We start from the raw sequence: 19,101 nt of genomic DNA, 5'->3' as shown, positions 1-19,101 counted from the left end.
AGTCAGGAACTTAGCCATCCATGCGCTTCCTCAAAACCTTACCTCAGCGAGACAACGGGCAGCCCGGCTTACCCGGGCTGCCAAAGGATTCCGCTAGTTATTTAGGCTGTCGCACAACACGCAGATACGGTGTCTTCTCGTCCCAGCCTTCGGGAAAGCGCTCTTTGGCTTCATCACTCGATAGTGAAGGGGAGATAATGACGTCCTCACCGCTCTGCCAATCCACGGGGGTCGCCACCTTGTGCGTGTCGGTCAGCTGAAGCGAGTCGATAACCCGTAGGATCTCGTCGACGTTGCGCCCGGTACTCGGCGGATAGGTCAGCATCAGGCGTATCTTCTTGCTGGGGTCGATGATGAAAACGGTGCGTACCGTCACCTTGGGATCGGCTTTGGGATGAATCATCCCGTACAGCTCAGCGACCACCTGATCGTCGTCGGCCAGCAACGGGTAGTTCAGCGCCGCACCCTGGGTGGTCTCGATATCCTTGGCCCAGCCGGTATGCGAATCCAGCGGATCGACGGACACACCGATCAGCTTGGCGCCACGCTTGTCGAACTCACTTTTGCGCTTGGCAAACGCGCCAAGCTCTGTCGTGCAGACAGGCGTATAGTCGGCCGGGTGAGAAAATAGCACGGCCCAGCTATCACCAAGCCATTCGTGGAAGCTGACGGTGCCTTCCGTTGATTCGACCGTGAAATCGGGGGCTGTCTCTCCAAGTTGCAATGCCATCACGCTATCCTCAGGTTAGATATTTGGAAGATGCAGCTTAAACGCTAATCCTTATACCCACCATAAGGTCAAGCCTCTTTTGAAAAGGCTACAGCCCAGCAGTCTGGCGTGTAGCTAATCAAACGATGTGCTTGCCTTAGGGCCAGATTAGGGTTTTAGAATCAAGGGCTGGACTCAGCCGGCCGACTCATGGCCCTCACTACCTCAGGAAGCGATAGCCCTTGGAATCTCTCTCTTCTATCGGTCTGATTGGCGCGTTTGCAGGTGGCTTGATCTCCTTCTTCTCGCCCTGCACGTTGCCGCTCTTGCCGGGCTACCTTTCCGTCGTCACGGGCGGCAGCGTCAACAAACGGGACAAGAAAATCGAGGCGCTGATACTGAGCGTTTTCTTTGTGACTGGCTTCACACTGGTATTCATCATCCTGGGGCTAGGTGCCAGCTCACTCAGTCAGCTCCTGCGAGGCTACCGTCAGGAGCTCAACTGGATCACAGGCTCGGTGGTCATCCTGCTAGGGGCCTTCATGACCGGCCTGTTCAACGTCCCGATCTTTCAGCGTACCTTACAATTCAATCCTCGTTTTCAGGGCGGATCGCCGCTGTCGGCCACGGCCTTCGGCGTATCGTTCGCCATTGGCTGGACGCCCTGTATCGGCCCCATCCTCGGTGCGATTCTGATGGCTACCTCCAATGCCGCCAGTGCACAGCATGGAATGATCTATCTGAGCGTGTACTCCGCCGGGTTGGCGTTGCCCTTTCTGGCGAGTACGCTCTGCGTCAACAGCCTCAGCCGCCATAGCAAAAAGCTTGGCAGGTGGAGCGCCTACACCCGGCCGGTCGCCGGTATAATCCTGATTCTCATGGGCATCGCCATCGTCTCGGGCACCATGACACGGCTCTCCAGCTTCATGATCGGCCTGTTTCCCTCCCTGGCGACGCTGGGATAAGCGGGAATAGCGAAGCATGGCGGAAGCGAAACGTCTGACAGGGCGATACTGCGGTTGCAGCAGTAACCCAAGCTCGCATGCCGAGAAGCGCAATGAGTCGCCGCGACCAACACACCATGCATTCACAATGTCGCTGCAAGGTCCGGCGTGTCTCTGCTCAGCGCTTATTGCCTGAGCCAGCCCTACATAGTTGTTGTTTGCTCTCCTCGCTGATACCCGCCAGGATGCCGCAGGCACTGATTTCTCGTCCATCATTGCAACTCGCCCTCAGGGCAACGAGCTGTTTCTCAAGCGTCTGCAGTGCGGTTATCTGCGACCGCACATGAGAGATGTGGTCATCGAGCATGGCGTTGACGGCGGTACAAGGCTGGTGAGGGCCGTCCTGATAGCTCTGTAGCTCGCGAATCTCTGCCAGTGACAGGTCCAGGATTCGGCAGCGACGGATAAAGGCAAGCTGCTCGATATGCCGCTTCGTGTAGATACGGTAACCATTCTCCTGCCGGTCTGGCAATGGCAACAGGCCCCGCTGCTCGTAGAAGCGGATCGTCTGGGGGTCGACACCCGCTATCTGTGCTAACTGACCAATGCGCATCAGGCTTTCTCCTCAACGAATCATCTGTCCCATTGACCTTATGGTGGCTATATGGTTTTTAATACTAGCAATCTATGTTGGTTAACTGGAGCCGTATCGTGAGTAAATCCTGTGATGGCCCATGTGGCTGCGATGCAACGCCTGCAGCGGATACCGATATGCCGGTCTCTTCCGAAGCGTCAGGGGAATGGGTCAGCGTGTATGCCGTGCCGAAGATGGATTGCCCCTCAGAAGAACGGATGATCCGCTTGGCGCTGAACGGCTTTGATGAGATTCGAACGCTGTCCTTCGACTTGTCGAACCGTCGGTTGGAGGTCGTGCATGACGGCGAGGCTGAGCCCATTACCGCGAAACTAGCGACCTTGGGGCTAGGCGCCTCTCTTCAGGAAACCGTCATTGCCGACCCAGAGACAATCAGGGCCGCTGAGAGCTCGGCGGCTTCTGCCGCGCAAGAGTCCGGCACCCTGCGTTGGTTACTCGGTATCAATGCCGTCCTGTTCGTGGTGGAAATGACGACCGGCCTGATCGCGCACTCCACCGGCCTGATTGGAGAATCCCTGGACAATTTTGCCGATGCGGCCGTGTACGGGCTCGCCCTGTATGCCGTAGGGCACAGTGCGAAGATGCAGGTGCGTGCCGCGCATCTGGCAGGGGTACTGCAACTGATTTTGGCTATCGGCGTACTCGTCGAGGTGGTGCGACGCTTTGTTTTCGGTAGTGAGCCTGAATCGCTGATGATGATGGCGATTGCATTCGTCGCACTGATTGCCAATACCACCTGCCTGCTGATGATATCCAAGCATCGCGAGGGCGGTGCGCATATGAAGGCAAGCTGGATATTCTCGGCCAACGACGTGGTGATCAACATGGGCGTCATCGCCGCAGGCGCCCTGGTGGCGTGGACCGGATCCAATTATCCGGATCTGATTATCGGCAGCATCGCGGGGGTCATTGTGCTCAACGGTGCCAGGCGCATTCTGGCGCTCAAGGCGTGAAGCTGCGCAGCGCGTAGCTATCGCGATTAGAATTCTCGATCGAAGCGACTTTACGATCGATGCGCTAGGCCTGAACGCCGACGAGTAGCGCGAGGTCCGGAGCCAGGAAGATGATGGATAGTATCTGGCTGGTACTCGGCCTGGCGCTGCTTCCCGCGTTGGGAAACTTCAGTGGTGGGCTCGCTGCGGAGGCCTCCCGAACTACCGGGCGCCGTCTCAATTACGCCCTTCATGGCGCCGCCGGCCTCGTTATTGCGGTAGTGGCGGTGGAAATCATGCCACGCGTGCTGGAGGGCCTTTCAGCCTGGGTAATCGCCCTCGCTTTCGCGCTGGGTGGCATTGCTTACGTAGGCATCGAGAAGCTCGTTGAGAGTCTCCAGAAGCGGCAAGGTCAGCAGGGAGAAGGCGGTCAGACGAGTGTCTGGATGATCTATATCGCCGTGTCCATCGACCTGTTCAGCGATGGCCTCCTGATCGGGGCGGGGTCGGCGGTCTCACCGTCGGTCGCGATAATCCTGGCGGCGGGTCAGGTGCTCGCGGATGGCCCTGAGGGGTTCGCGATGATCGCCAACATGAAAGACAAAGGGATTCCCCGCAGCAAGCGCTTGCTGATCTCTGCCTCCTTAGCGGTTCCCGTACTCTCGGCAGCCGTCTTTGCTTACTTCGTACTCAGGAACCAGCCGGAGGCATTTAAGCTAGCGGCACTGACGTTCACGGCAGGCCTTCTCACGGTCGCTGCCATCGAAGATATGGTCTCCGAGGCTCACGAGAGCGGTGACGATACGCACATCTCACCGCTGGCTTTCATAGGCGGCTTCGTCCTGTTCGTTCTGGTATCAGCGGGCTTGGAAGGGGTGGTATCGCAAAGCTAACGTACTGCTCCCCAACACAGCCACTGTCGTGCTGGCCGAATACGAAGCAGCTCCCAGCTTACGGCGCACCTAGTCGAGTCCAGAAACATTCACTTTGCCACCCTGGCCAGCCGGCCGAATGAATTGACGCAGCTTGATTAAGCGGAGCAAGAAAGCATGAGCCACAGGGTTGATCCTGGATTCGGAGGCGAGAATGGCGGGTGATAAATACGCGCTACCCTCTGGCCTATACATTGGCGTGCGCCACAAGTCGCTTCTAACAGGGGTGATGGCCCTGCTTGCCGGAGGCGCCATGCCGCTTGCCTTTGCCCCTGTGGGCTGGGCATGGCTGGCGGTAATTGCTCTGGCAGCATTTTTTGCCCTGACCTCGCAGCCCTCAAGACGTCAAGCTCTATGGTCGGCCTACCTCTTTGGCCTTGGTTACTTCGGCGTAGGAATCTCCTGGGTCTTTATCAGCATCAGCCAGTACGGCAATGGCGCGGAGCTATGGTGATTTCTGGTGTACGGGAGGAGGTAGGAAGGGTGGCGTATCCTGTTGATTGATCACGACCAAGATCTCAATCAACAAGAGCGGATACGCCATGACCGATTCTACTCTCCGAGCCCTGTCGCAGCCAGAACCCGAGACCTCTGACCCGTTGCACGAATTGTTGCGCCAAGGGGCACGAGACCTGATCGCCAAGGCCGTGGAGGCCGAGTTGGCCACCTTCCTGGCTCAGTATGCCGACACGACTCTGGAGGACGGTCGGCAGGCGGTGGTACGCAACGGCTATCTGCCGGAGCGCACCGTGCAGACTGGCATCGGTGACGTCACCGTCAAGGTGCCCAAGGTGCGGGACCGAAGTGGCGGCCAGGCCTGCTTCAACAGCACCCTGTTGCCGCCCTACTTGAAACGGGCCCGTAGCGTCGAGGAGCTGATTCCCTGGCTCTATCTCAAGGGCGTCTCCACCGGCGACTATCAGGAGGCCCTGTCGGCCCTGCTGGGTGACCAGGCGAAGGGGCTGTCGGCCAACACGGTCTCGCGACTGAAGGCCCAGTGGCTCGACGAGCACAAGGTCTGGTGTCAGCGGGACCTGGCGGACCGCCGCTATGTGTACTGGTGGGCCGATGGCGTCTACAGCAATGTGCGGTTGGATGACCGCCTCTGTCTGCTGGTGATCATCGGCGTCACGGCGCATGGCCGCAAGGAACTGGTCGCCGTCGAGGATGGCCATCGCGAGTCGGAAGCCAGTTGGAAAGAACTGCTCACGGGCCTGCGAGAGCGTGGCCTGACAGAGGCCCCCAGGCTGGCGATCGGTGATGGTGCGCTCGGTTTCTGGAAGGCGCTGAGCAAGGTCTATCCGACCACGGCGCACCAACGTTGCTGGGTCCACAAGACGGCCAATGTGCTGAACAAGCTGCCCAAGTCGGTGCAGCCCAAGATCAAGGCCGACCTTCACGAGATCTGGATGGCCGAGACGCGCGAGGCGGCCCATCAGGCCTTCGACCGCACGCTGAAGCGCTTCGGCGCCAAATACCCCCAGGCGATGGAATGCCTGGCCAAGGATCGGGACGAGCTGCTGGCGTTCTATGACTTCCCGGCAGAGCATTGGGTGCACATCCGCACCACCAACCCGATCGAGTCGACCTTCGCCACGGTCCGCCTGAGGACCAAGCGCAGCCGGAACTGCGGCTCTCGGGACACGACCCTGGCGATGGTCTTCAAACTGCTCCAGACCGCCCAGAAACGCTGGAGGCGGATCAAGCACTTCCAGAAGTTGGAGCTGGTCGTCAGCAACGTCAAGTTCCAGGACGGGGAGCAGGTAGCCGATCAGTCAGACAGGAATGCGGCCTGACCGTCATCCACCAGATTTGACAATAACTCAATGGCCCCGTGGTGGCGGTGTTAGCCACGGCGGCCTTTGTCTCGCTGCTCGCCCTCTTTCCATGGGGCGTCGTGTATCTCGTGCGCCGCCTGCGCCCTGAGATGGACGCAATGACGCTCTGGCTAGGACTACCGGCGGCATGGGTGCTGAGTGAATGGATGCGCACCTGGTTCTTGACCGGCTTTCCCTGGCTCTTCATTGGCTACAGCCAAACCGACACCACATTTGCCACCATCGCCCCCGTCTTTGGCGTACTTGGCGTGAGTTTTCTGGTGGCGCTGCTCGCTGGCGGGCTTGCCTGGGTTATCCTGGGGCCAAGCCTGCGCCGTGCTGCGGTAGTCGGTGCCGTGTTAGTCGCTACCCTCGCCGGCTTGCAACTGCTGGATCGTGAATGGACGCAGCCAGCCGCTGACCCAATCGATGTCGTCCTATTGCAAGGAAACATCGCGCAAGACAAGAAATGGGACCCGAGCTACCGGGACATCACACTTGAGCGCTATCAGGCGCTTACCGCGCAGCATCTCGGGGCCGACATCGTGATCTGGCCAGAAGCGGCAATCCCGATGTGGCATGACCAGGCCAAAGAGTATCTTGCTGAGCTTGAGGCGTTAGCCGATCAGGCAGGCACATCGTTAATGATTGGCGTCCCGGTACGCGAGGCGGAGGGCCGTACCTACAACGCCGTGGTAAGCCTCTCCGATCCCTCAGGCTTCTACTACAAACGCCACCTGGTGCCCTTCGGTGAATATGTTCCGTTTCGGGATCTTTTGGGGTCGGCCCTCGACGTGCTCGGGGCGCCCATGTCCGACTTCACACCGGGACGGGAAGCGCACGTCCTGAATGCAGCAGGGGTGCCCGTAGGGGCACTCATCTGCTACGAGGCGGTCTTTGGTGCCGAAGTCACTGAGCTTCTGCCCGAAGCGCAGTTACTGGTGAATGTCAGCAACGATGCCTGGTTCGGCAGCTCGCTCGGCCCCCTCCAGCATTTCCAGATGGCACGCATGCGTGCCATCGAAACCGGACGTGACCTTCTTCGAGCCACGAACACCGGTATCACAGCAGCCATCAATCATGAGGGCAAAGTGCTCAAGCGTGCTCCGCAGTTCGAAGTGGCCACCCTCAGCGCCGAAGTGACACCGCGAACTGGCGCGTCCCCTTATGTGCGCTGGCGGGATTGGCCTGTCCTTGGCCTGACCGCACTCGGACTCGGCCTGCTCCTGCTCCGTCGAATTCGTCGGCATCATCGGTTGGGTACATGACGCTTGTTATTTAGCAGCGAGCAAATTCTAGATTGGGTCAGGAGGAAGGGGATATGTCTACTTATGGCAGTCGGCTCGCAGAGAAAGCCCACGAGCCGGGAAAGGCGATGCGCTGGCTGTGGCTCTCGCTCCTGTTACTGTTTGTCGATCAGGCGAGCAAGTACCTTGCCAGCACCATGCTAGCGCATGGTGAAAGCGTGCCTGCCGCACCCTTCTTCAATTGGGTCCACCGCCACAATACGGGGGCGGCCTTCAGCTTTCTCGCGGATGTCGGCGGTTGGCAGCAGCCGCTTTTCATCGGACTGGCCCTGGTTATCTCGATATTACTGGTGTACTGGCTTTGGCGTTCACCACGCGTACTGAGTTATCGGCTCGCCCTCAGTGCGATCCTCGGCGGCGCGTTGGGCAATGTCGCAGATCGCTTGCGGTTAGGCTACGTAGAGGATGAGTTATTGTCAAATCTGGTGGATGACGGTCAGGCCGCATTCCTGTCTGACTGATCGGCTACCTGCTCCCCGTCCTGGAACTTGACGTTGCTGACGACCAGCTCCAACTTCTGGAAGTGCTTGATCCGCCTCCAGCGTTTCTGGGCGGTCTGGAGCAGTTTGAAGACCATCGCCAGGGTCGTGTCCCGAGAGCCGCAGTTCCGGCTGCGCTTGGTCCTCAGGCGGACCGTGGCGAAGGTCGACTCGATCGGGTTGGTGGTGCGGATGTGCACCCAATGCTCTGCCGGGAAGTCATAGAACGCCAGCAGCTCGTCCCGATCCTTGGCCAGGCATTCCATCGCCTGGGGGTATTTGGCGCCGAAGCGCTTCAGCGTGCGGTCGAAGGCCTGATGGGCCGCCTCGCGCGTCTCGGCCATCCAGATCTCGTGAAGGTCGGCCTTGATCTTGGGCTGCACCGACTTGGGCAGCTTGTTCAGCACATTGGCCGTCTTGTGGACCCAGCAACGTTGGTGCGCCGTGGTCGGATAGACCTTGCTCAGCGCCTTCCAGAAACCGAGCGCACCATCACCGATCGCCAGCCTGGGGGCCTCTGTCAGGCCACGCTCTCGCAGGCCCGTGAGCAGTTCTTTCCAACTGGCTTCCGACTCGCGATGGCCATCCTCGACGGCGACCAGTTCCTTGCGGCCATGCGCCGTGACGCCGATGATCACCAGCAGACAGAGGCGGTCATCCAACCGCACATTGCTGTAGACGCCATCGGCCCACCAGTACACATAGCGGCGGTCCGCCAGGTCCCGCTGACACCAGACCTTGTGCTCGTCGAGCCACTGGGCCTTCAGTCGCGAGACCGTGTTGGCCGACAGCCCCTTCGCCTGGTCACCCAGCAGGGCCGACAGGGCCTCCTGATAGTCGCCGGTGGAGACGCCCTTGAGATAGAGCCAGGGAATCAGCTCCTCGACGCTACGGGCCCGTTTCAAGTAGGGCGGCAACAGGGTGCTGTTGAAGCAGGCCTGGCCGCCACTTCGGTCCCGCACCTTGGGCACCTTGACGGTGACGTCACCGATGCCAGTCTGCACGGTGCGCTCCGGCAGATAGCCGTTGCGTACCACCGCCTGCCGACCGTCCTCCAGAGTCGTGTCGGCATACTGAGCCAGGAAGGTGGCCAACTCGGCCTCCACGGCCTTGGCGATCAGGTCTCGTGCCCCTTGGCGCAACAATTCGTGCAACGGGTCAGAGGTCTCGGGTTCTGGCTGCGACAGGGCTCGGAGAGTAGAATCGGTCATGGCGTATCCGCTCTTGTTGATTGAGATCTTGGTCGTGATCAATCAACAGGATACGCCACCCTTCCTACCTCCTCCCGTACACCAGAAATCACCATAGCTCGTAGAGGATTTTCTCGATTTTCACTATGCCCAGTGGCACTGGCCATCGTTCAACCTAGCGGACGTATGGATCTTCCTCGGTGTCGCCCTCTTTATTTGGGCGGAAATACGACATCAACCAGGCAGCCGCCGCCGCTGAATCGCCTAGCGTCTTCGCTATCGCATGCTTGACTTCCGGAATAGGCGCGTCCTGGGCCTTGATAAGGCGGCACGCCTTCATGAGCCAGCTGTACGTTCCTGATGCACGACTGCTGCCAAGGGCTCTGCTGCATCCTAACCAATCTGGAAGAGCGCACCCTGCTGGACCTGCTACCCGGTCGTCAGCAAGAGAGGGTGACAAGACGCCTCATGAGCATGGCCAACCGCCACCAGGTCGAGATCGTCAGCATGGACATGTGGAAGCCCTACCGCCGCGCCTTCCAGACGGTGCTGCCACAGGCCCGTATCGTGGTCGATAAGTTCCACGTCGTGCGCATGGCCAACGAGGCCTTAGAGAAGATCCGCAAAGGCCTAAGGAAGGAGTTGAAGCCCAATCAGCGCCGGACCCTCAAAGGTGACCGGAAAATCCTGCTGAAGCGCGCTCACGACGTTTCAGACCGCGAACGGCTCATCATGGAGACCTGGACAGGAGCATTCCCCCCAGCTCTTGGCGGCTTACGAGCACAAGGAGCGCTTCTACCATATCTGGGACTGTACCAATCGGCGTGGTGCCGAACAGGCTCTCGCCACCTGGATTGACAACATCCCTCAGGGGCAGAAGGAGGTTTGGAAGGATCTCGTCAGCGCCGTCAGTGGCTGGCGTGAAGAGATGCTGACCTACTTTGAGACCGACATCCCGATCACCAACGCTTTCACGTAGTCGATAAACCGCCTAGCCAAGGACAAAAACCGTGATGGCCGGGGCTATTCGTTCGAGGTAATGCGAGCCCGGATGCTCTATACCACCAAGCACAAGAAGAAGGCGCCACAAGTCAAGGAATCCCCGTTTCTGGGCAGAGCCACCATGACCTACAACATGGGACTCCCCGAGCCTGAGAAGAACTTCGGTGTCGATCTATCAACCTTCTGGAAGGACTAAGGGTTGGATGGGGCTGGAAGGCCCATCAACCACTTAATCCGGATACCCAAAATAATCAGGGAAGCGCCTCTGGCCAGAGGCGCAGTGCCAATGCCTATGCAGATGCAAGGCTGCTTAACATTAGCAGCCTCAAATGATGCCCTGATCGCTGCCTCAAGGCCTCCCACCCGTAGGCCAAATAACAGACAAAAACGCCCCTTTTCTTGAAATAGAAAAAATTACGCAATTTCTTTACGCAAAACCGCCCCGCCAGGGCCTCCTGGAGGGGCGGTCGGCGTGCGTAAAGAAAACGACCATATTGCATACAGCCGCTATCGGCCAAAAGCGGACATCATGCCCGGGCGAGTCATCACCCGGGCAGTCGCTATCACCTTGCGACGTTACAGCGTCATGTATGGCTGGGCTTCTCCGGCGCGAAACTGGTAGACATTCCAGTCATCCTGCTTCGGTCCCGGCATACCCGGTGTGCCGATGGGCATGCCCGCAAGGCCGATGCCATCGGTATCGGGCTGCTCTTCGAAGAGCCTTTCCACCGCCGCGAAGGGCACGTGTCCCTCGATGACATACTCACCCATCTCGATGGTATGGCAGGAGCCCAGTCCGTAGGGCAGTCCGACTCGCTCCTTGACCTGACCGATCGGGACGTCGTCGACGATGGCGACCTCGACGCCGAGCGCCTCAAGCTGGCGGGCATACTCATCGCAGCAGCCACACTGGGGGTTCTTGTAGAGCGTCGCCGCATTGGGCAAGGCCGCCTGGGCGGTGCCGGCACCGATCAGCAGTGCAGAGGAGGCAAGCAGAGTGGGGACAAGGCGTTTCATGAGCGATCCTCCCGGGAACGACGAGACGTGAAGAGATACTTGACGAGAGTAGCGATGCCGAGGCCGAGCAGAAGCATGACACTCAGAGGCATCAGCCAGCCCATCCAGCCCATTGAACCCATCAGGGCAAAGCAATCGTTGGCGTACATGATGTGACTCCTGACGAAAGTTAGGGAGCACCGATAACGAGCCAATATGTCGTTACCGGGAAGTCGAGCGACGTCAGGATCTGGGAGGTTCTCGGGGTGGTGCAGCGATGAACTCAACCACGGCCGGGTCGGCCAGGTCGGCAAGAGCGTCTGGAGGGACGCGGGGGACAGTCGGCGTGGCGGTCAATGCCGCACAGGCGCCGCAATCGGCGTTGGCGTGATCGAGCATCTCGACCTGGGAGGTACCGCAGTCGACGGCGCAGTCATCCATAGACGCATGACCGGGCAGGCTGGCGACCAGCAGCAGAGCCGCGAGCAGCAGCGCCAACAGGCGTACTCCTCGGAGGTGCAGCAGGCAGCGAACATTGCAGGTCATTCGGTCATCCTCATGGTCGAGTCCCCATTCTGCCTCGGTGGCCGTGTCGTCCAACATGATCCAGGACAAGGGATTCGGCATGGTCTTTATCAGAGCCTTGGATGCTACAACCTACGTGTAACACAAGAGTCAAGGGGTTTCGAGTTCAGTCTCATTTCAGGTTGCTGCAGTATAACCAAGGCTCCACTGATACGATCAAAGAGGTTACATGATGCGTAAGTCTCTGCTGGCCATCACCCTTGGCCTGGCCGCCACTTCCGCCCTTGCTGCCGGTGAACATGGTGGCTCCCATTCCTCCACGCCTGATGCCGAGATCGACCGCACCATCCAGGTCGAGGCCGGTGACATGTGGTTTGATCCCGAGACACTCGGCATCACCGCTGGAGAGACTGTGCGCTTCAAGGTAGTCAACACCGGCAACCTGAAGCACGAATTCGTGATCGGCGATGCCGCAGCCCAGGAAGCGCACCGCGAGATGATGCAGGCTATGGGAGACAGTGGTCATGGTGACGGCCACGACGGCCATGGCGGCCATGACATGGCGGAAGGTGCCCATGGCGGCGCTATGCCGGCGGTGACCATCGCCCCCGGCGACACCGCAGAGCTGGTGTGGACCGCCCCCGCTGACGTGGAGTCGCTCGTCTATGCCTGTAATATCCCTGGGCACTACGAATCCGGCATGGCCGGGGAGATCCAGCTAGGCAAGTGAGCCGACGCATGAAGCTCTTGCTACTCGAAGATGACGACTTGCTGGCCGAGAGCCTCGCCGAATCCCTCAAGGACAACGGTTACCGGGTCGATTTGGCCGCGTCCCTGAGAGACGCCGAGGCGCTCTCGACCACCGAGACGTACGCGCTGGCGATCATGGACCTGGGCCTTCCCGATGGCTCGGGTCTCGACCTGCTCAGGCGGTGGCGCCAGTCGGGCCGGGACCTGCCGGTGCTGATCCTGACGGCTCGGGACACCTGGGAAGACAAGGTCGTCGGGCTCGAAGGCGGCGCGGATGACTACTTGACCAAACCCTTCCACGAAGCCGAGCTTGTCGCCCGGGTCAAGGCGCTGTTACGCCGCCAGTCGGGGCGACTCTCCCATCAGTTGACGCTGGGTGGCGTTGCCCTGGACGAGGCCAACCAGTGCGTCCGAGTGGCCGATGGTACCTGGCACCCCCTGACAGGCACCGAGTTCGTGCTGCTGCGCTACTTCATGCACCATCCGGGACGGGTGCTCTCCAAGGAGCACCTGCTCAACCAGCTCTACGCCCTGGAGCAGGACGCCGCGGCCCCCAACCTCATCGAGGTCTATATCGCGCGGCTACGCCGCTACCTGGGCAAATCAAGCATCCAGACCCGTCGCGGCCAGGGCTATGTCTTCGTTGCGGATTGACCGACGCAGCCTGCGTCTCCGCTTGCTGGCCTGGCTGTCGGGTATCGCCCTGCTGGTCACCGGGCTGACCTGGCTGCTGCACGGGATCCTGCTCAACGACCTGGCGCGGGACTTCCTGGGGGAACGGCTCGAACGCGAGGCCGATCACGCCATCGAGCAGCTGCGCCGCGATCATCTGGCCACCGCGCGGGTCCTGGACTCCGCCAGTCGCGGCTTCGCGATTTTCCACCACCTCTATGTGTTGCGCCTGGGCGATGAGGTCTCGGCCTCCCATCCGCGTTGGCAGGAGGCACTGCGACCACTGCTGGACAGTGGCGAGTCGCTGGCCGAGGTGCGTGAGGCGGGTCAGCACCTGCTGGTCTTTCGCCAGCCCTTCACCCTCGACAATCAACCCGGGGTGCTGCTGATAGGGGAGGATTTCTCCCGAGTGGAGGCGGGACTGCACCGCCTGCACTGGTGGGTCGGCGGCATCGCCGCCAGCCTGCTGCTCCTGCTGGGGGTGCTCAACCTGCTAGCCGTCAGCCGAGGAATGGTGCCGCTGTCGCGGCTGCGCGACCAGCTCGGCGAGCTGCAGGCCGGCAGGCGCGATCGTCTCTCTCTGGACGTCCCCTCCGAACTCGACAGTCTGGTCGGGCAGCTTAACCGCTTCATGGACGAGATCGATGCTCGCCTGCAGCGCTCCCGTGAGTCGGTCGCCAACCTCTCCCACGCGCTGAAGACACCCCTGGCCGCGGTCATTCAGGTGCTGCGGGGCTCGCGCCCCATCGATGCCACGCGTCGCCAACGCCTGGTGGAACGCCTGGAGGAGATTCACGCCCAGCTCGATGTTGAACTTCGACGCTCGCGCATCGCGGGGCCCAATGTCGGGCGCCTTGCCGATCCATACCGCGACGCCAGCAGACTGATCGAGATGTTCCGGACCCTTTACCCGGCCAAGCGCTTCACCCTGGAGGTAGCCGAAGGCACCGGACAGCGCATTCCCATCGAGTCTCAGGACCTGTCAGAGATGATCGGTATCGTGCTGGACAACGCCGGCAAATGGGCCAACCAAGAGGTTCACTGCGAGATAGTGATGGAGGAGGGTCTCGTCCTGCGTGTCGAGGATGATGGGCCCGGCGTGCCGGACGACGACGTGGCCTGCCTGGGGGAACGCGGGTGGCGCCTGGACGAGTCACACCCCGGCTATGGGCTGGGCCTGTCGATCCTGAACCAGCTCTTGAAACGCTATGGCGGGAATGTCCAGTTCGGACACAGTCCCCTGGGCGGTCTGAGCGTGGAAATTCACGTGCCCTTTGCAAAGGATGCGCCGTAACCTGGCATTTTCAGGCGTGATTCAGCTTGCCCCGTCATGATGTCGCCTTCTGACATCGACGGGAGTCACAGATGGCACGTTCCAGCGTAATCACGCACCCGCTGTCGCGCCGACGGCTGCTCAAGGGGGGTGCCGCCCTAGGCATCGGCTCGGCAGCCGCCCTTGGCCTACGCCCTGCCTGGGCCAATCCATGGGGGCAGACCAATACCTACGCCAAGGGGATCGAGGAAGGCCCGGAGGTGGCGCTGGCCATCCGTCGCGAGTCGCTTGAGATCGATGGTCAGGCGGCGCGGCCCTACACCATCAACGGCGAGAGCCCCGGGCCGATGATCCGCCTCAAGGAGGGCCAAGATGCCGTACTCAGGGTGACCAACCTGCTCGATGAGCCGACGTCCATCCACTGGCATGGCCTGATCCTGCCGCCCGACCAGGATGGCGTTCCCGGCGTCAGCTTCGCCGGCATCGCCCCCGGTGAGACCTTCACCTACCGCTTCCCGGTACGCCAGAACGGTACCTACTGGTACCACAGTCACTCCGGCCTTCAGGAGCAGCTCGGCCATGCCGGGCCACTGATCATCGACGCCGCCGAGCGCGAACCCTTCCGCTATGATCGCGAGCACGTGCTGCTGCTCACCGACTGGACCTTCGAGGATCCCATGGCGGTGTTCCGCAACCTCAAGACCGCCGAGGGGTACTACAACTTCCAGGAACGCACTATCGGCGACTTCTTCGCCGACGTGCGCGAGAAGGGCTTTGCGGCGACGGCGGAGATGCGCGGCATGTGGGCCAAGATGCGCATGAGCTCACGCGACATCGCCGACGTCACCGGCAGCACCTACACCTACCTGCTCAATGGCCACTCTCCCGAGGAGAACTGGACGGCGCTGTTCAAGGCCGGCGAACGGATCCGCCTTCGGGTCATCAATGGCTCGGCAATGTCCTACTTCGACGTACGCATCCCAGGGCTCAAGATGACCGTGGTGGCCGCCGACGGTCAGCCGGTGCAGCCGGTCCCGGTGGACGAGTTCCGCATCGGGGTGGCCGAGACCTACGACGTGCTGGTCGCCCCCGAGGACGACACCGCCTATACGATCTTCGCCGAATCGATGGATCGCAGCGGCTATGCCCGCGCGACCCTGGCACCGCGGGAGGGCATGGCCGCGGAGATCCCCGAGCGTCGCAGGATCGCCGACCGCGGCATGGAGGCCATGGGTGCCCATGGCATGGACCACTCCAGCATGTCCGACAGTGACATGGAGGGCATGGATCATTCCAACATGTCCGGCGATGACAGGGAGGGCATGGATCATTCCGAGATGGACCATGGCGGCAGCATGGCGAGGGAATCCGCCAAGACCCGCGGGAACGGCATGCTGGCGGCGGGAGAGGCCCAGCCGGGCTCGCGCTATGACCAGGCCGGCATCGGCATCGATCCCAACGCACGCCGCACCCTGGTCTACCGCGACCTCAAGGCCTTCACCCCCTGGCCCGACCGCCGTGAACCCGGCCGCGAGCTGGAGCTACACCTCACCGGCAACATGGAACGTTACATGTGGTCCTTCGACGGCAAGACGTTCAGCGAGGTAACGGGCCCCATTCACTTCGAGAAGGACGAGCGGCTGCGCCTGATCCTGGTCAACGACACCATGATGGAACACCCCATCCACCTTCACGGCATGTGGATGGAGCTGGAGAACGGCCAGGGCGAGCTGATCCCGCGCAAGCACACCCTGAACATCAAGCCCGGCGAGCGCGTCTCGGCGTTGATCACCGCTGATGCCGAGGGCAGCTGGGCCTTCCACTGCCACCTGCTCTATCACATGGACGCCGGCATGTTCCGGGTCGTCAAGGTCGCGTAAGGAGACGCCATGAATACCAGAATCCCGATGATCGCGGCCGGTGCCCTGCTGGCCACGCTCCCGCTCTCCGTCGCCCTGGCAGAGGATGGCTATGATGCGCCGGCGGACTGGCCCGCCCCCATGGCCAAGCACAACATGGCCATGGCGCTGTTCGACCGTCTTGAATATGCCGTGCCCGACAAGGGTCATGAGGAATTGGTCTGGGACTTCCAGGCCTGGTACGGCGGGGACATCAACCGGGTCTATGTGAAGTCCGAGGGCGAGAACGTCCAGGGCGATGGCGAGGATGCCGAGTTCGAATCCCTGGAGCTGCTCTACAGCCGGCTGATCGCCGATTTCTGGGAGCTGCAGGGCGGTATCGGTTACCAGGGTGGGGTCTTCTCCGATGATCACGCCGAACGTGGCTATGGGGTGATCGGCCTGCAGGGCGTGATGCCCTACGGCATCGAGACCGACCTGGCGTTTCAGGTCAGCGACGAAGGCGACGTCTCGGCCAGTTTCGAGGGCGAGTACGACCTGCGCCTGACCCAGCGGCTTTACCTGCAGCCGCGTACCGAGATCGCCGTGGCCGCCAGCGAGGCCGAGGCATTCGGCGTCGGCGAGGGGCTCAACTCGGTACGCGTCGGCATGCGCCTGGGCTACGAGGTGACGCGCCGCCTTGCGCCCTATGTCGGTGCCTACTGGCAGAAGCAGTACGGCGATACCGCCGACATCGCCCGCCACCATGGCGATCCCACCGAAGATACCGGCATCGTCGCCGGGGCCAGGCTGATGTTCTGAGCCACGAATCGGTCTCGCGACCGACGCCACCGCCTGGTGGCGTCGTCGTCTTTGGCGATCCGAGCCTGGGTTGATCCGTGTCAATCGTCTCGGCCATGGCGTTCAGCCTGGATTCAGACAGCGTCGCCACACTGGCGGTAACAGGAACCGTTGCCGGGCCACCGGCGATGGTCAGACACATCACAGGAGCGACGCATGATCCCCTACCCCCAGATCGATCCGGTGGCACTGTCGATGGGCCCACTGAGCATCCACTGGTATGGGCTGATGTACGTGGTGGGGCTGGCCGCAGCCTGGTGGCTGGGCAGACGACGTGCCCACCGGCTCGGCCTCACCCATGACGATATCGGCGACCTGATCTTCTATGGCGCGGTGGGGATCATCCTCGGCGGTCGACTGGGGTATGTGCTCTTCTACGGCCTCGATCAGCTGGCGGCCGATCCGCTCTGGCTGTTCAGGCTCTGGGAAGGCGGGATGAGCTTTCACGGTGGCCTTGCCGGCGTGCTGGTCGCCGCCTGGTGGTTCGCTCGCCGCCATCGCCTGGCCTTCCTCCAGCTGACCGACTTCATCGCACCGCTGGTGCCGATTGGCCTGGGCGCCGGGCGGCTGGGCAACTTCATCAACCATGAGTTGCCAGGACGCGTGAGCGACGTTCCCTGGGCGATGGTCTTCCCCTCCATGATGGGGCTCGGTTCGCAGCCACGCCACCCATCGGCCCTCTACGAGTTTGCCCTGGAGGGCGTGGTGCTGTTCGTCGTGCTGTGGTGGGTCTCCGCCCGACCACGCCGGCGCGGCACCGTCTCGGGACTCTTCCTGGTGCTCTACGGCGTCTTTCGCTTCGCGGTCGAGTTCGCACGCCTGCCCGACCCCCAACTGGGCTTCATCGCCTTCGACTGGCTCACCATGGGGCAGCTGCTCTCCCTGCCCATGATGGTGGCGGGACTGCTCCTGTTGATCGCGCCCCAGCGTCGAGGCCCGATCGATGCCGTCGCCAGCACCGGCCGGCCATCGACGTAGCGTCGCTTCGATTCCTTTCACAACCCAAGCCACCGTGAGAACGCCATGGAGAAGAGAGCACAACGCCGCCTGATGATGGTCTGGCTGCCGCTGGGGGGCATCCTCGCCGTGGGCGGCTACCTGCTGGTGACCGGCCAGCGATTACATCCTTACCAGGCGTTGCCGCTGCTGCTGCTCGCCTGCCCGCTGATGCATCTCTTCCTCCATCGCCACCACGGTGGCCAGCAGGATCATGGCGACGATGACTGACTATTCGCTAGCAGAGAAGGGAGGTTGACCATGTCACATCACGACCATCGCCCTGGCGTTTCACAAGCGTCCCTGGTCACTCGCTCGCTGAAGGTAACGTCCGAGGCGTCAAGGTATATCGCGGCGGCAGTGACCGAGATCGACGCGCTGTCCGGCCTCGACGGCGTGACCTACGATCCGCAGCACCACAAGCTCCACCTGGCCTACGATGCCAAGCGGCTGTGTATCGACGATATCGAGGCGGTATTGGCACGGCATGGCGTGGACATCGGCGCCGGACGTTGGAACCGGATCAAGGAGGACTACTACCGCTTCATCGACCAGAACGTGAAGGACAATGCCAAGCAGAAACCCTGGAGCTGTCATTGAGCTCGGGGCTGGCGAGTCATTGCCACAGAGCGCGGCATGAAGGCTGACCGACCGCCTGGACGATGGCTCCTGTGGCCAGAATGGCATGTGGCACTGTTCACGTTCCTGCTCAACGTGCCCTGGGAGTTCCTGCAGGTGCCCCTATACCAGGACATGCCCTCGATGCCTCACTGGACTGCGGTGAAAGCCTGCATGCAGGCAGCGGCCGGTGATGCGCTGATAGGTCTGGTCGCCTACTGGGTAGTGGCTCTATGGCGACGTCGCCGTGGCTGGCTGTGGCGCTATGGGCTCAAGGAGTGCGCCGCCTTCGTACTGGCAGGACTGGTCATCACGGTAGGCTTGGAGTGGTACGCCACCGCCATCGCCCAGCGCTGGAGCTACGCGCCGGTGATGCCCACCCTGCCATGGCTGGGTACCGGCCTCACCCCACTGCTGCAGTGGCTGCTGCTCCCGCCGCTCTTCCTGTGGATCGCTTCACGCCACCTCGCCGGTACTGCGGCCCTACAGACACGTGGAAATTGACCTTTGGGTAACACAAGGGTTCTAGGATGGAAGACAGAGCCTGCTGCCCCTGGCACAGCACGCCTGGCAGTTCGATGCCTCACTCGCCCATATCGACACGC

The 19,101-nt window shown here is 61.5% G+C and carries 22 protein-coding genes and 2 pseudogenes; 18 read left to right on the top strand and 6 right to left on the bottom strand.

Features of this window, described 5'->3' with window-relative positions; genetic code table 11:
• Positions 1 to 97: 97 nt before the first annotated feature.
• The gene (locus FIU88_RS04210) at positions 98 to 730 is read right to left on the bottom strand and encodes a peroxiredoxin (protein WP_152478303.1); all 633 of its coding nucleotides are present in this window, start codon (positions 728 to 730) and stop codon (positions 98 to 100) included.
• A gap of 221 nt (positions 731 to 951) precedes the next feature.
• Between FIU88_RS04210 and FIU88_RS04205 the strand changes: the two genes are divergently transcribed.
• Positions 952 to 1,674 carry a cytochrome c biogenesis CcdA family protein gene (locus FIU88_RS04205; protein ID WP_253742709.1) on the top strand — a complete coding sequence of 241 codons (723 nt, stop codon included), beginning with the start codon at positions 952 to 954 and terminating at the stop codon, positions 1,672 to 1,674.
• Positions 1,675 to 1,831: 157 nt separating this feature from the next.
• On the opposite strand, the gene cadR is transcribed toward FIU88_RS04205, so the two are convergent.
• A complete protein-coding gene (cadR, locus tag FIU88_RS04200) occupies positions 1,832 to 2,266 on the bottom strand; it encodes a Cd(II)/Pb(II)-responsive transcriptional regulator (RefSeq protein ID WP_152478302.1) in 435 nt (144 codons plus the stop codon).
• A gap of 98 nt (positions 2,267 to 2,364) precedes the next feature.
• Here cadR and FIU88_RS04195 point away from each other — a divergent pair, with 98 nt between their 5' ends.
• The 6 genes from FIU88_RS04195 (at position 2,365) to lspA (ending at position 7,757) form a co-directional block, all read left to right on the top strand.
• A complete protein-coding gene (locus FIU88_RS04195) occupies positions 2,365 to 3,261 on the top strand; it encodes a cation transporter (RefSeq protein ID WP_152478301.1) in 897 nt (298 codons plus the stop codon).
• A gap of 110 nt (positions 3,262 to 3,371) precedes the next feature.
• On the top strand, positions 3,372 to 4,133 hold the full coding sequence (locus tag FIU88_RS04190) for a ZIP family metal transporter (RefSeq protein WP_224420027.1): 762 nt from the start codon (positions 3,372 to 3,374) through the stop codon (positions 4,131 to 4,133).
• Between the two features lie 193 nt (positions 4,134 to 4,326).
• Positions 4,327 to 4,626: a hypothetical protein gene (locus FIU88_RS19365; protein ID WP_253742707.1), complete on the top strand. Its 300-nt coding sequence runs from the start codon at positions 4,327 to 4,329 to the stop codon at positions 4,624 to 4,626.
• Between the two features lie 88 nt (positions 4,627 to 4,714).
• The gene (locus FIU88_RS04180; protein ID WP_152478300.1) at positions 4,715 to 5,968 is read left to right on the top strand and encodes an IS256 family transposase; all 1,254 of its coding nucleotides are present in this window, start codon (positions 4,715 to 4,717) and stop codon (positions 5,966 to 5,968) included.
• Between the two features lie 41 nt (positions 5,969 to 6,009).
• A complete protein-coding gene (lnt, locus tag FIU88_RS04175) occupies positions 6,010 to 7,257 on the top strand; it encodes an apolipoprotein N-acyltransferase (RefSeq protein ID WP_253742706.1) in 1,248 nt (415 codons plus the stop codon).
• Between the two features lie 53 nt (positions 7,258 to 7,310).
• A complete protein-coding gene (gene lspA, locus FIU88_RS04170) occupies positions 7,311 to 7,757 on the top strand; it encodes a signal peptidase II (protein ID WP_253742705.1) in 447 nt (148 codons plus the stop codon).
• Here lspA and FIU88_RS04165 read toward each other — a convergent pair.
• Complete coding sequence (locus FIU88_RS04165) at positions 7,733 to 8,986, bottom strand: IS256 family transposase (protein WP_152478300.1); 1,254 nt, start codon at positions 8,984 to 8,986, stop codon at positions 7,733 to 7,735. The genes lspA and FIU88_RS04165 overlap by 25 nt on opposite strands.
• A 112-nt stretch (positions 8,987 to 9,098) precedes the next feature.
• Between FIU88_RS04165 and FIU88_RS19480 the strand changes: the two are divergent.
• Both FIU88_RS19480 and FIU88_RS04155 read left to right on the top strand, forming a co-directional pair.
• A pseudogene (locus FIU88_RS19480) lies at positions 9,099 to 9,224 on the top strand (signal peptidase II); the annotation flags it as partial.
• 128 nt (positions 9,225 to 9,352) lie between these two features.
• Positions 9,353 to 10,163 (top strand): annotated as a pseudogene (locus FIU88_RS04155) (ISL3 family transposase); the annotation flags it as partial.
• A gap of 380 nt (positions 10,164 to 10,543) precedes the next feature.
• On the opposite strand, the gene FIU88_RS04150 reads toward FIU88_RS04155, so the two are convergent.
• The 3 genes from FIU88_RS04150 to FIU88_RS04145 all read right to left on the bottom strand — a co-directional run bounded on the left by FIU88_RS04150 (position 10,544) and on the right by FIU88_RS04145 (position 11,509).
• Positions 10,544 to 10,984 (bottom strand): DUF411 domain-containing protein, encoded by a 441-nt coding sequence (locus FIU88_RS04150; protein ID WP_152478299.1) that lies wholly within the window; start codon positions 10,982 to 10,984, stop codon positions 10,544 to 10,546.
• The gene (locus tag FIU88_RS19110) at positions 10,981 to 11,133 is read right to left on the bottom strand and encodes a hypothetical protein (protein WP_172977657.1); all 153 of its coding nucleotides are present in this window, start codon (positions 11,131 to 11,133) and stop codon (positions 10,981 to 10,983) included. Before FIU88_RS19110 ends, FIU88_RS04150 begins: the two co-directional genes overlap by 4 nt.
• A 73-nt stretch (positions 11,134 to 11,206) precedes the next feature.
• Complete coding sequence (locus FIU88_RS04145; protein WP_152478298.1) at positions 11,207 to 11,509, bottom strand: hypothetical protein; 303 nt, start codon at positions 11,507 to 11,509, stop codon at positions 11,207 to 11,209.
• Between the two features lie 208 nt (positions 11,510 to 11,717).
• On the opposite strand from FIU88_RS04145, the gene FIU88_RS04140 reads away from it, so the two are divergent.
• The 9 genes from FIU88_RS04140 to FIU88_RS04100 all read left to right on the top strand — a co-directional run bounded on the left by FIU88_RS04140 (position 11,718) and on the right by FIU88_RS04100 (position 19,000).
• A complete protein-coding gene (locus tag FIU88_RS04140; RefSeq protein ID WP_152478297.1) occupies positions 11,718 to 12,218 on the top strand; it encodes a plastocyanin/azurin family copper-binding protein in 501 nt (166 codons plus the stop codon).
• Between the two features lie 8 nt (positions 12,219 to 12,226).
• On the top strand, positions 12,227 to 12,892 hold the full coding sequence (locus FIU88_RS04135; RefSeq protein ID WP_152478296.1) for a response regulator transcription factor: 666 nt from the start codon (positions 12,227 to 12,229) through the stop codon (positions 12,890 to 12,892).
• On the top strand, positions 12,873 to 14,204 hold the full coding sequence (locus FIU88_RS04130) for a sensor histidine kinase (RefSeq protein WP_152478295.1): 1,332 nt from the start codon (positions 12,873 to 12,875) through the stop codon (positions 14,202 to 14,204). The genes FIU88_RS04135 and FIU88_RS04130 overlap by 20 nt, the downstream gene beginning before the upstream one ends.
• A 71-nt stretch (positions 14,205 to 14,275) precedes the next feature.
• A complete protein-coding gene (locus FIU88_RS04125; RefSeq protein WP_152478294.1) occupies positions 14,276 to 16,063 on the top strand; it encodes a copper resistance system multicopper oxidase in 1,788 nt (595 codons plus the stop codon).
• 9 nt (positions 16,064 to 16,072) lie between these two features.
• A complete protein-coding gene (locus FIU88_RS04120) occupies positions 16,073 to 16,843 on the top strand; it encodes a copper resistance protein B (RefSeq protein WP_172977656.1) in 771 nt (256 codons plus the stop codon).
• A 195-nt stretch (positions 16,844 to 17,038) separates the two neighbouring features.
• Positions 17,039 to 17,860: a prolipoprotein diacylglyceryl transferase gene (lgt, locus tag FIU88_RS04115; protein WP_152478293.1), complete on the top strand. Its 822-nt coding sequence runs from the start codon at positions 17,039 to 17,041 to the stop codon at positions 17,858 to 17,860.
• 45 nt (positions 17,861 to 17,905) lie between these two features.
• Entirely contained in the window at positions 17,906 to 18,109 is a 204-nt protein-coding gene (locus tag FIU88_RS04110) for a DUF2933 domain-containing protein (RefSeq protein WP_152478292.1), read from the top strand.
• A gap of 30 nt (positions 18,110 to 18,139) precedes the next feature.
• Positions 18,140 to 18,478 carry a cation transporter gene (locus FIU88_RS04105; protein WP_152478291.1) on the top strand — a complete coding sequence of 113 codons (339 nt, stop codon included), beginning with the start codon at positions 18,140 to 18,142 and terminating at the stop codon, positions 18,476 to 18,478.
• A gap of 87 nt (positions 18,479 to 18,565) precedes the next feature.
• Positions 18,566 to 19,000: a hypothetical protein gene (locus FIU88_RS04100; RefSeq protein WP_216647299.1), complete on the top strand. Its 435-nt coding sequence runs from the start codon at positions 18,566 to 18,568 to the stop codon at positions 18,998 to 19,000.
• Positions 19,001 to 19,101: the final 101 nt, after the last annotated feature.

This window comes from Halomonas sp. THAF12 (genome assembly GCF_009363675.1).
Classification (GTDB): domain Bacteria; phylum Pseudomonadota; class Gammaproteobacteria; order Pseudomonadales; family Halomonadaceae; genus Halomonas; species Halomonas smyrnensis.
Note: the sequence above shows the minus strand (reverse complement) of the source record. Positions and strands in the feature narration are given on the sequence as shown.

What these genes read in the sequence shown, in the direction of transcription:
- FIU88_RS04120 (WP_172977656.1), top strand. Translation starts at nt 16,073, where the DNA reads ATGAATACCAGAATCCCGATGATCGCGGCCGGTGCCCTGCTGGCCACG.
- FIU88_RS04150 (WP_152478299.1), bottom strand. Translation starts at nt 10,984, where the DNA reads ATGAAACGCCTTGTCCCCACTCTGCTTGCCTCCTCTGCACTGCTGATC.
- lgt (WP_152478293.1), top strand. Translation starts at nt 17,039, where the DNA reads ATGATCCCCTACCCCCAGATCGATCCGGTGGCACTGTCGATGGGCCCA.
- FIU88_RS04140 (WP_152478297.1), top strand. Translation starts at nt 11,718, where the DNA reads ATGATGCGTAAGTCTCTGCTGGCCATCACCCTTGGCCTGGCCGCCACT.
- lspA (WP_253742705.1), top strand. Translation starts at nt 7,311, where the DNA reads ATGTCTACTTATGGCAGTCGGCTCGCAGAGAAAGCCCACGAGCCGGGA.
- FIU88_RS04125 (WP_152478294.1), top strand. Translation starts at nt 14,276, where the DNA reads ATGGCACGTTCCAGCGTAATCACGCACCCGCTGTCGCGCCGACGGCTG.
- FIU88_RS04180 (WP_152478300.1), top strand. Translation starts at nt 4,715, where the DNA reads ATGACCGATTCTACTCTCCGAGCCCTGTCGCAGCCAGAACCCGAGACC.
- FIU88_RS04130 (WP_152478295.1), top strand. Translation starts at nt 12,873, where the DNA reads ATGTCTTCGTTGCGGATTGACCGACGCAGCCTGCGTCTCCGCTTGCTG.
- FIU88_RS04190 (WP_224420027.1), top strand. Translation starts at nt 3,372, where the DNA reads ATGATGGATAGTATCTGGCTGGTACTCGGCCTGGCGCTGCTTCCCGCG.
- FIU88_RS04210 (WP_152478303.1), bottom strand. Translation starts at nt 730, where the DNA reads ATGGCATTGCAACTTGGAGAGACAGCCCCCGATTTCACGGTCGAATCA.
- FIU88_RS19110 (WP_172977657.1), bottom strand. Translation starts at nt 11,133, where the DNA reads ATGTACGCCAACGATTGCTTTGCCCTGATGGGTTCAATGGGCTGGATG.
- FIU88_RS04135 (WP_152478296.1), top strand. Translation starts at nt 12,227, where the DNA reads ATGAAGCTCTTGCTACTCGAAGATGACGACTTGCTGGCCGAGAGCCTC.
- FIU88_RS04165 (WP_152478300.1), bottom strand. Translation starts at nt 8,986, where the DNA reads ATGACCGATTCTACTCTCCGAGCCCTGTCGCAGCCAGAACCCGAGACC.
- cadR (WP_152478302.1), bottom strand. Translation starts at nt 2,266, where the DNA reads ATGCGCATTGGTCAGTTAGCACAGATAGCGGGTGTCGACCCCCAGACG.
- FIU88_RS04110 (WP_152478292.1), top strand. Translation starts at nt 17,906, where the DNA reads ATGGAGAAGAGAGCACAACGCCGCCTGATGATGGTCTGGCTGCCGCTG.
- FIU88_RS04105 (WP_152478291.1), top strand. Translation starts at nt 18,140, where the DNA reads ATGTCACATCACGACCATCGCCCTGGCGTTTCACAAGCGTCCCTGGTC.
- FIU88_RS04145 (WP_152478298.1), bottom strand. Translation starts at nt 11,509, where the DNA reads ATGACCTGCAATGTTCGCTGCCTGCTGCACCTCCGAGGAGTACGCCTG.
- FIU88_RS19365 (WP_253742707.1), top strand. Translation starts at nt 4,327, where the DNA reads ATGGCGGGTGATAAATACGCGCTACCCTCTGGCCTATACATTGGCGTG.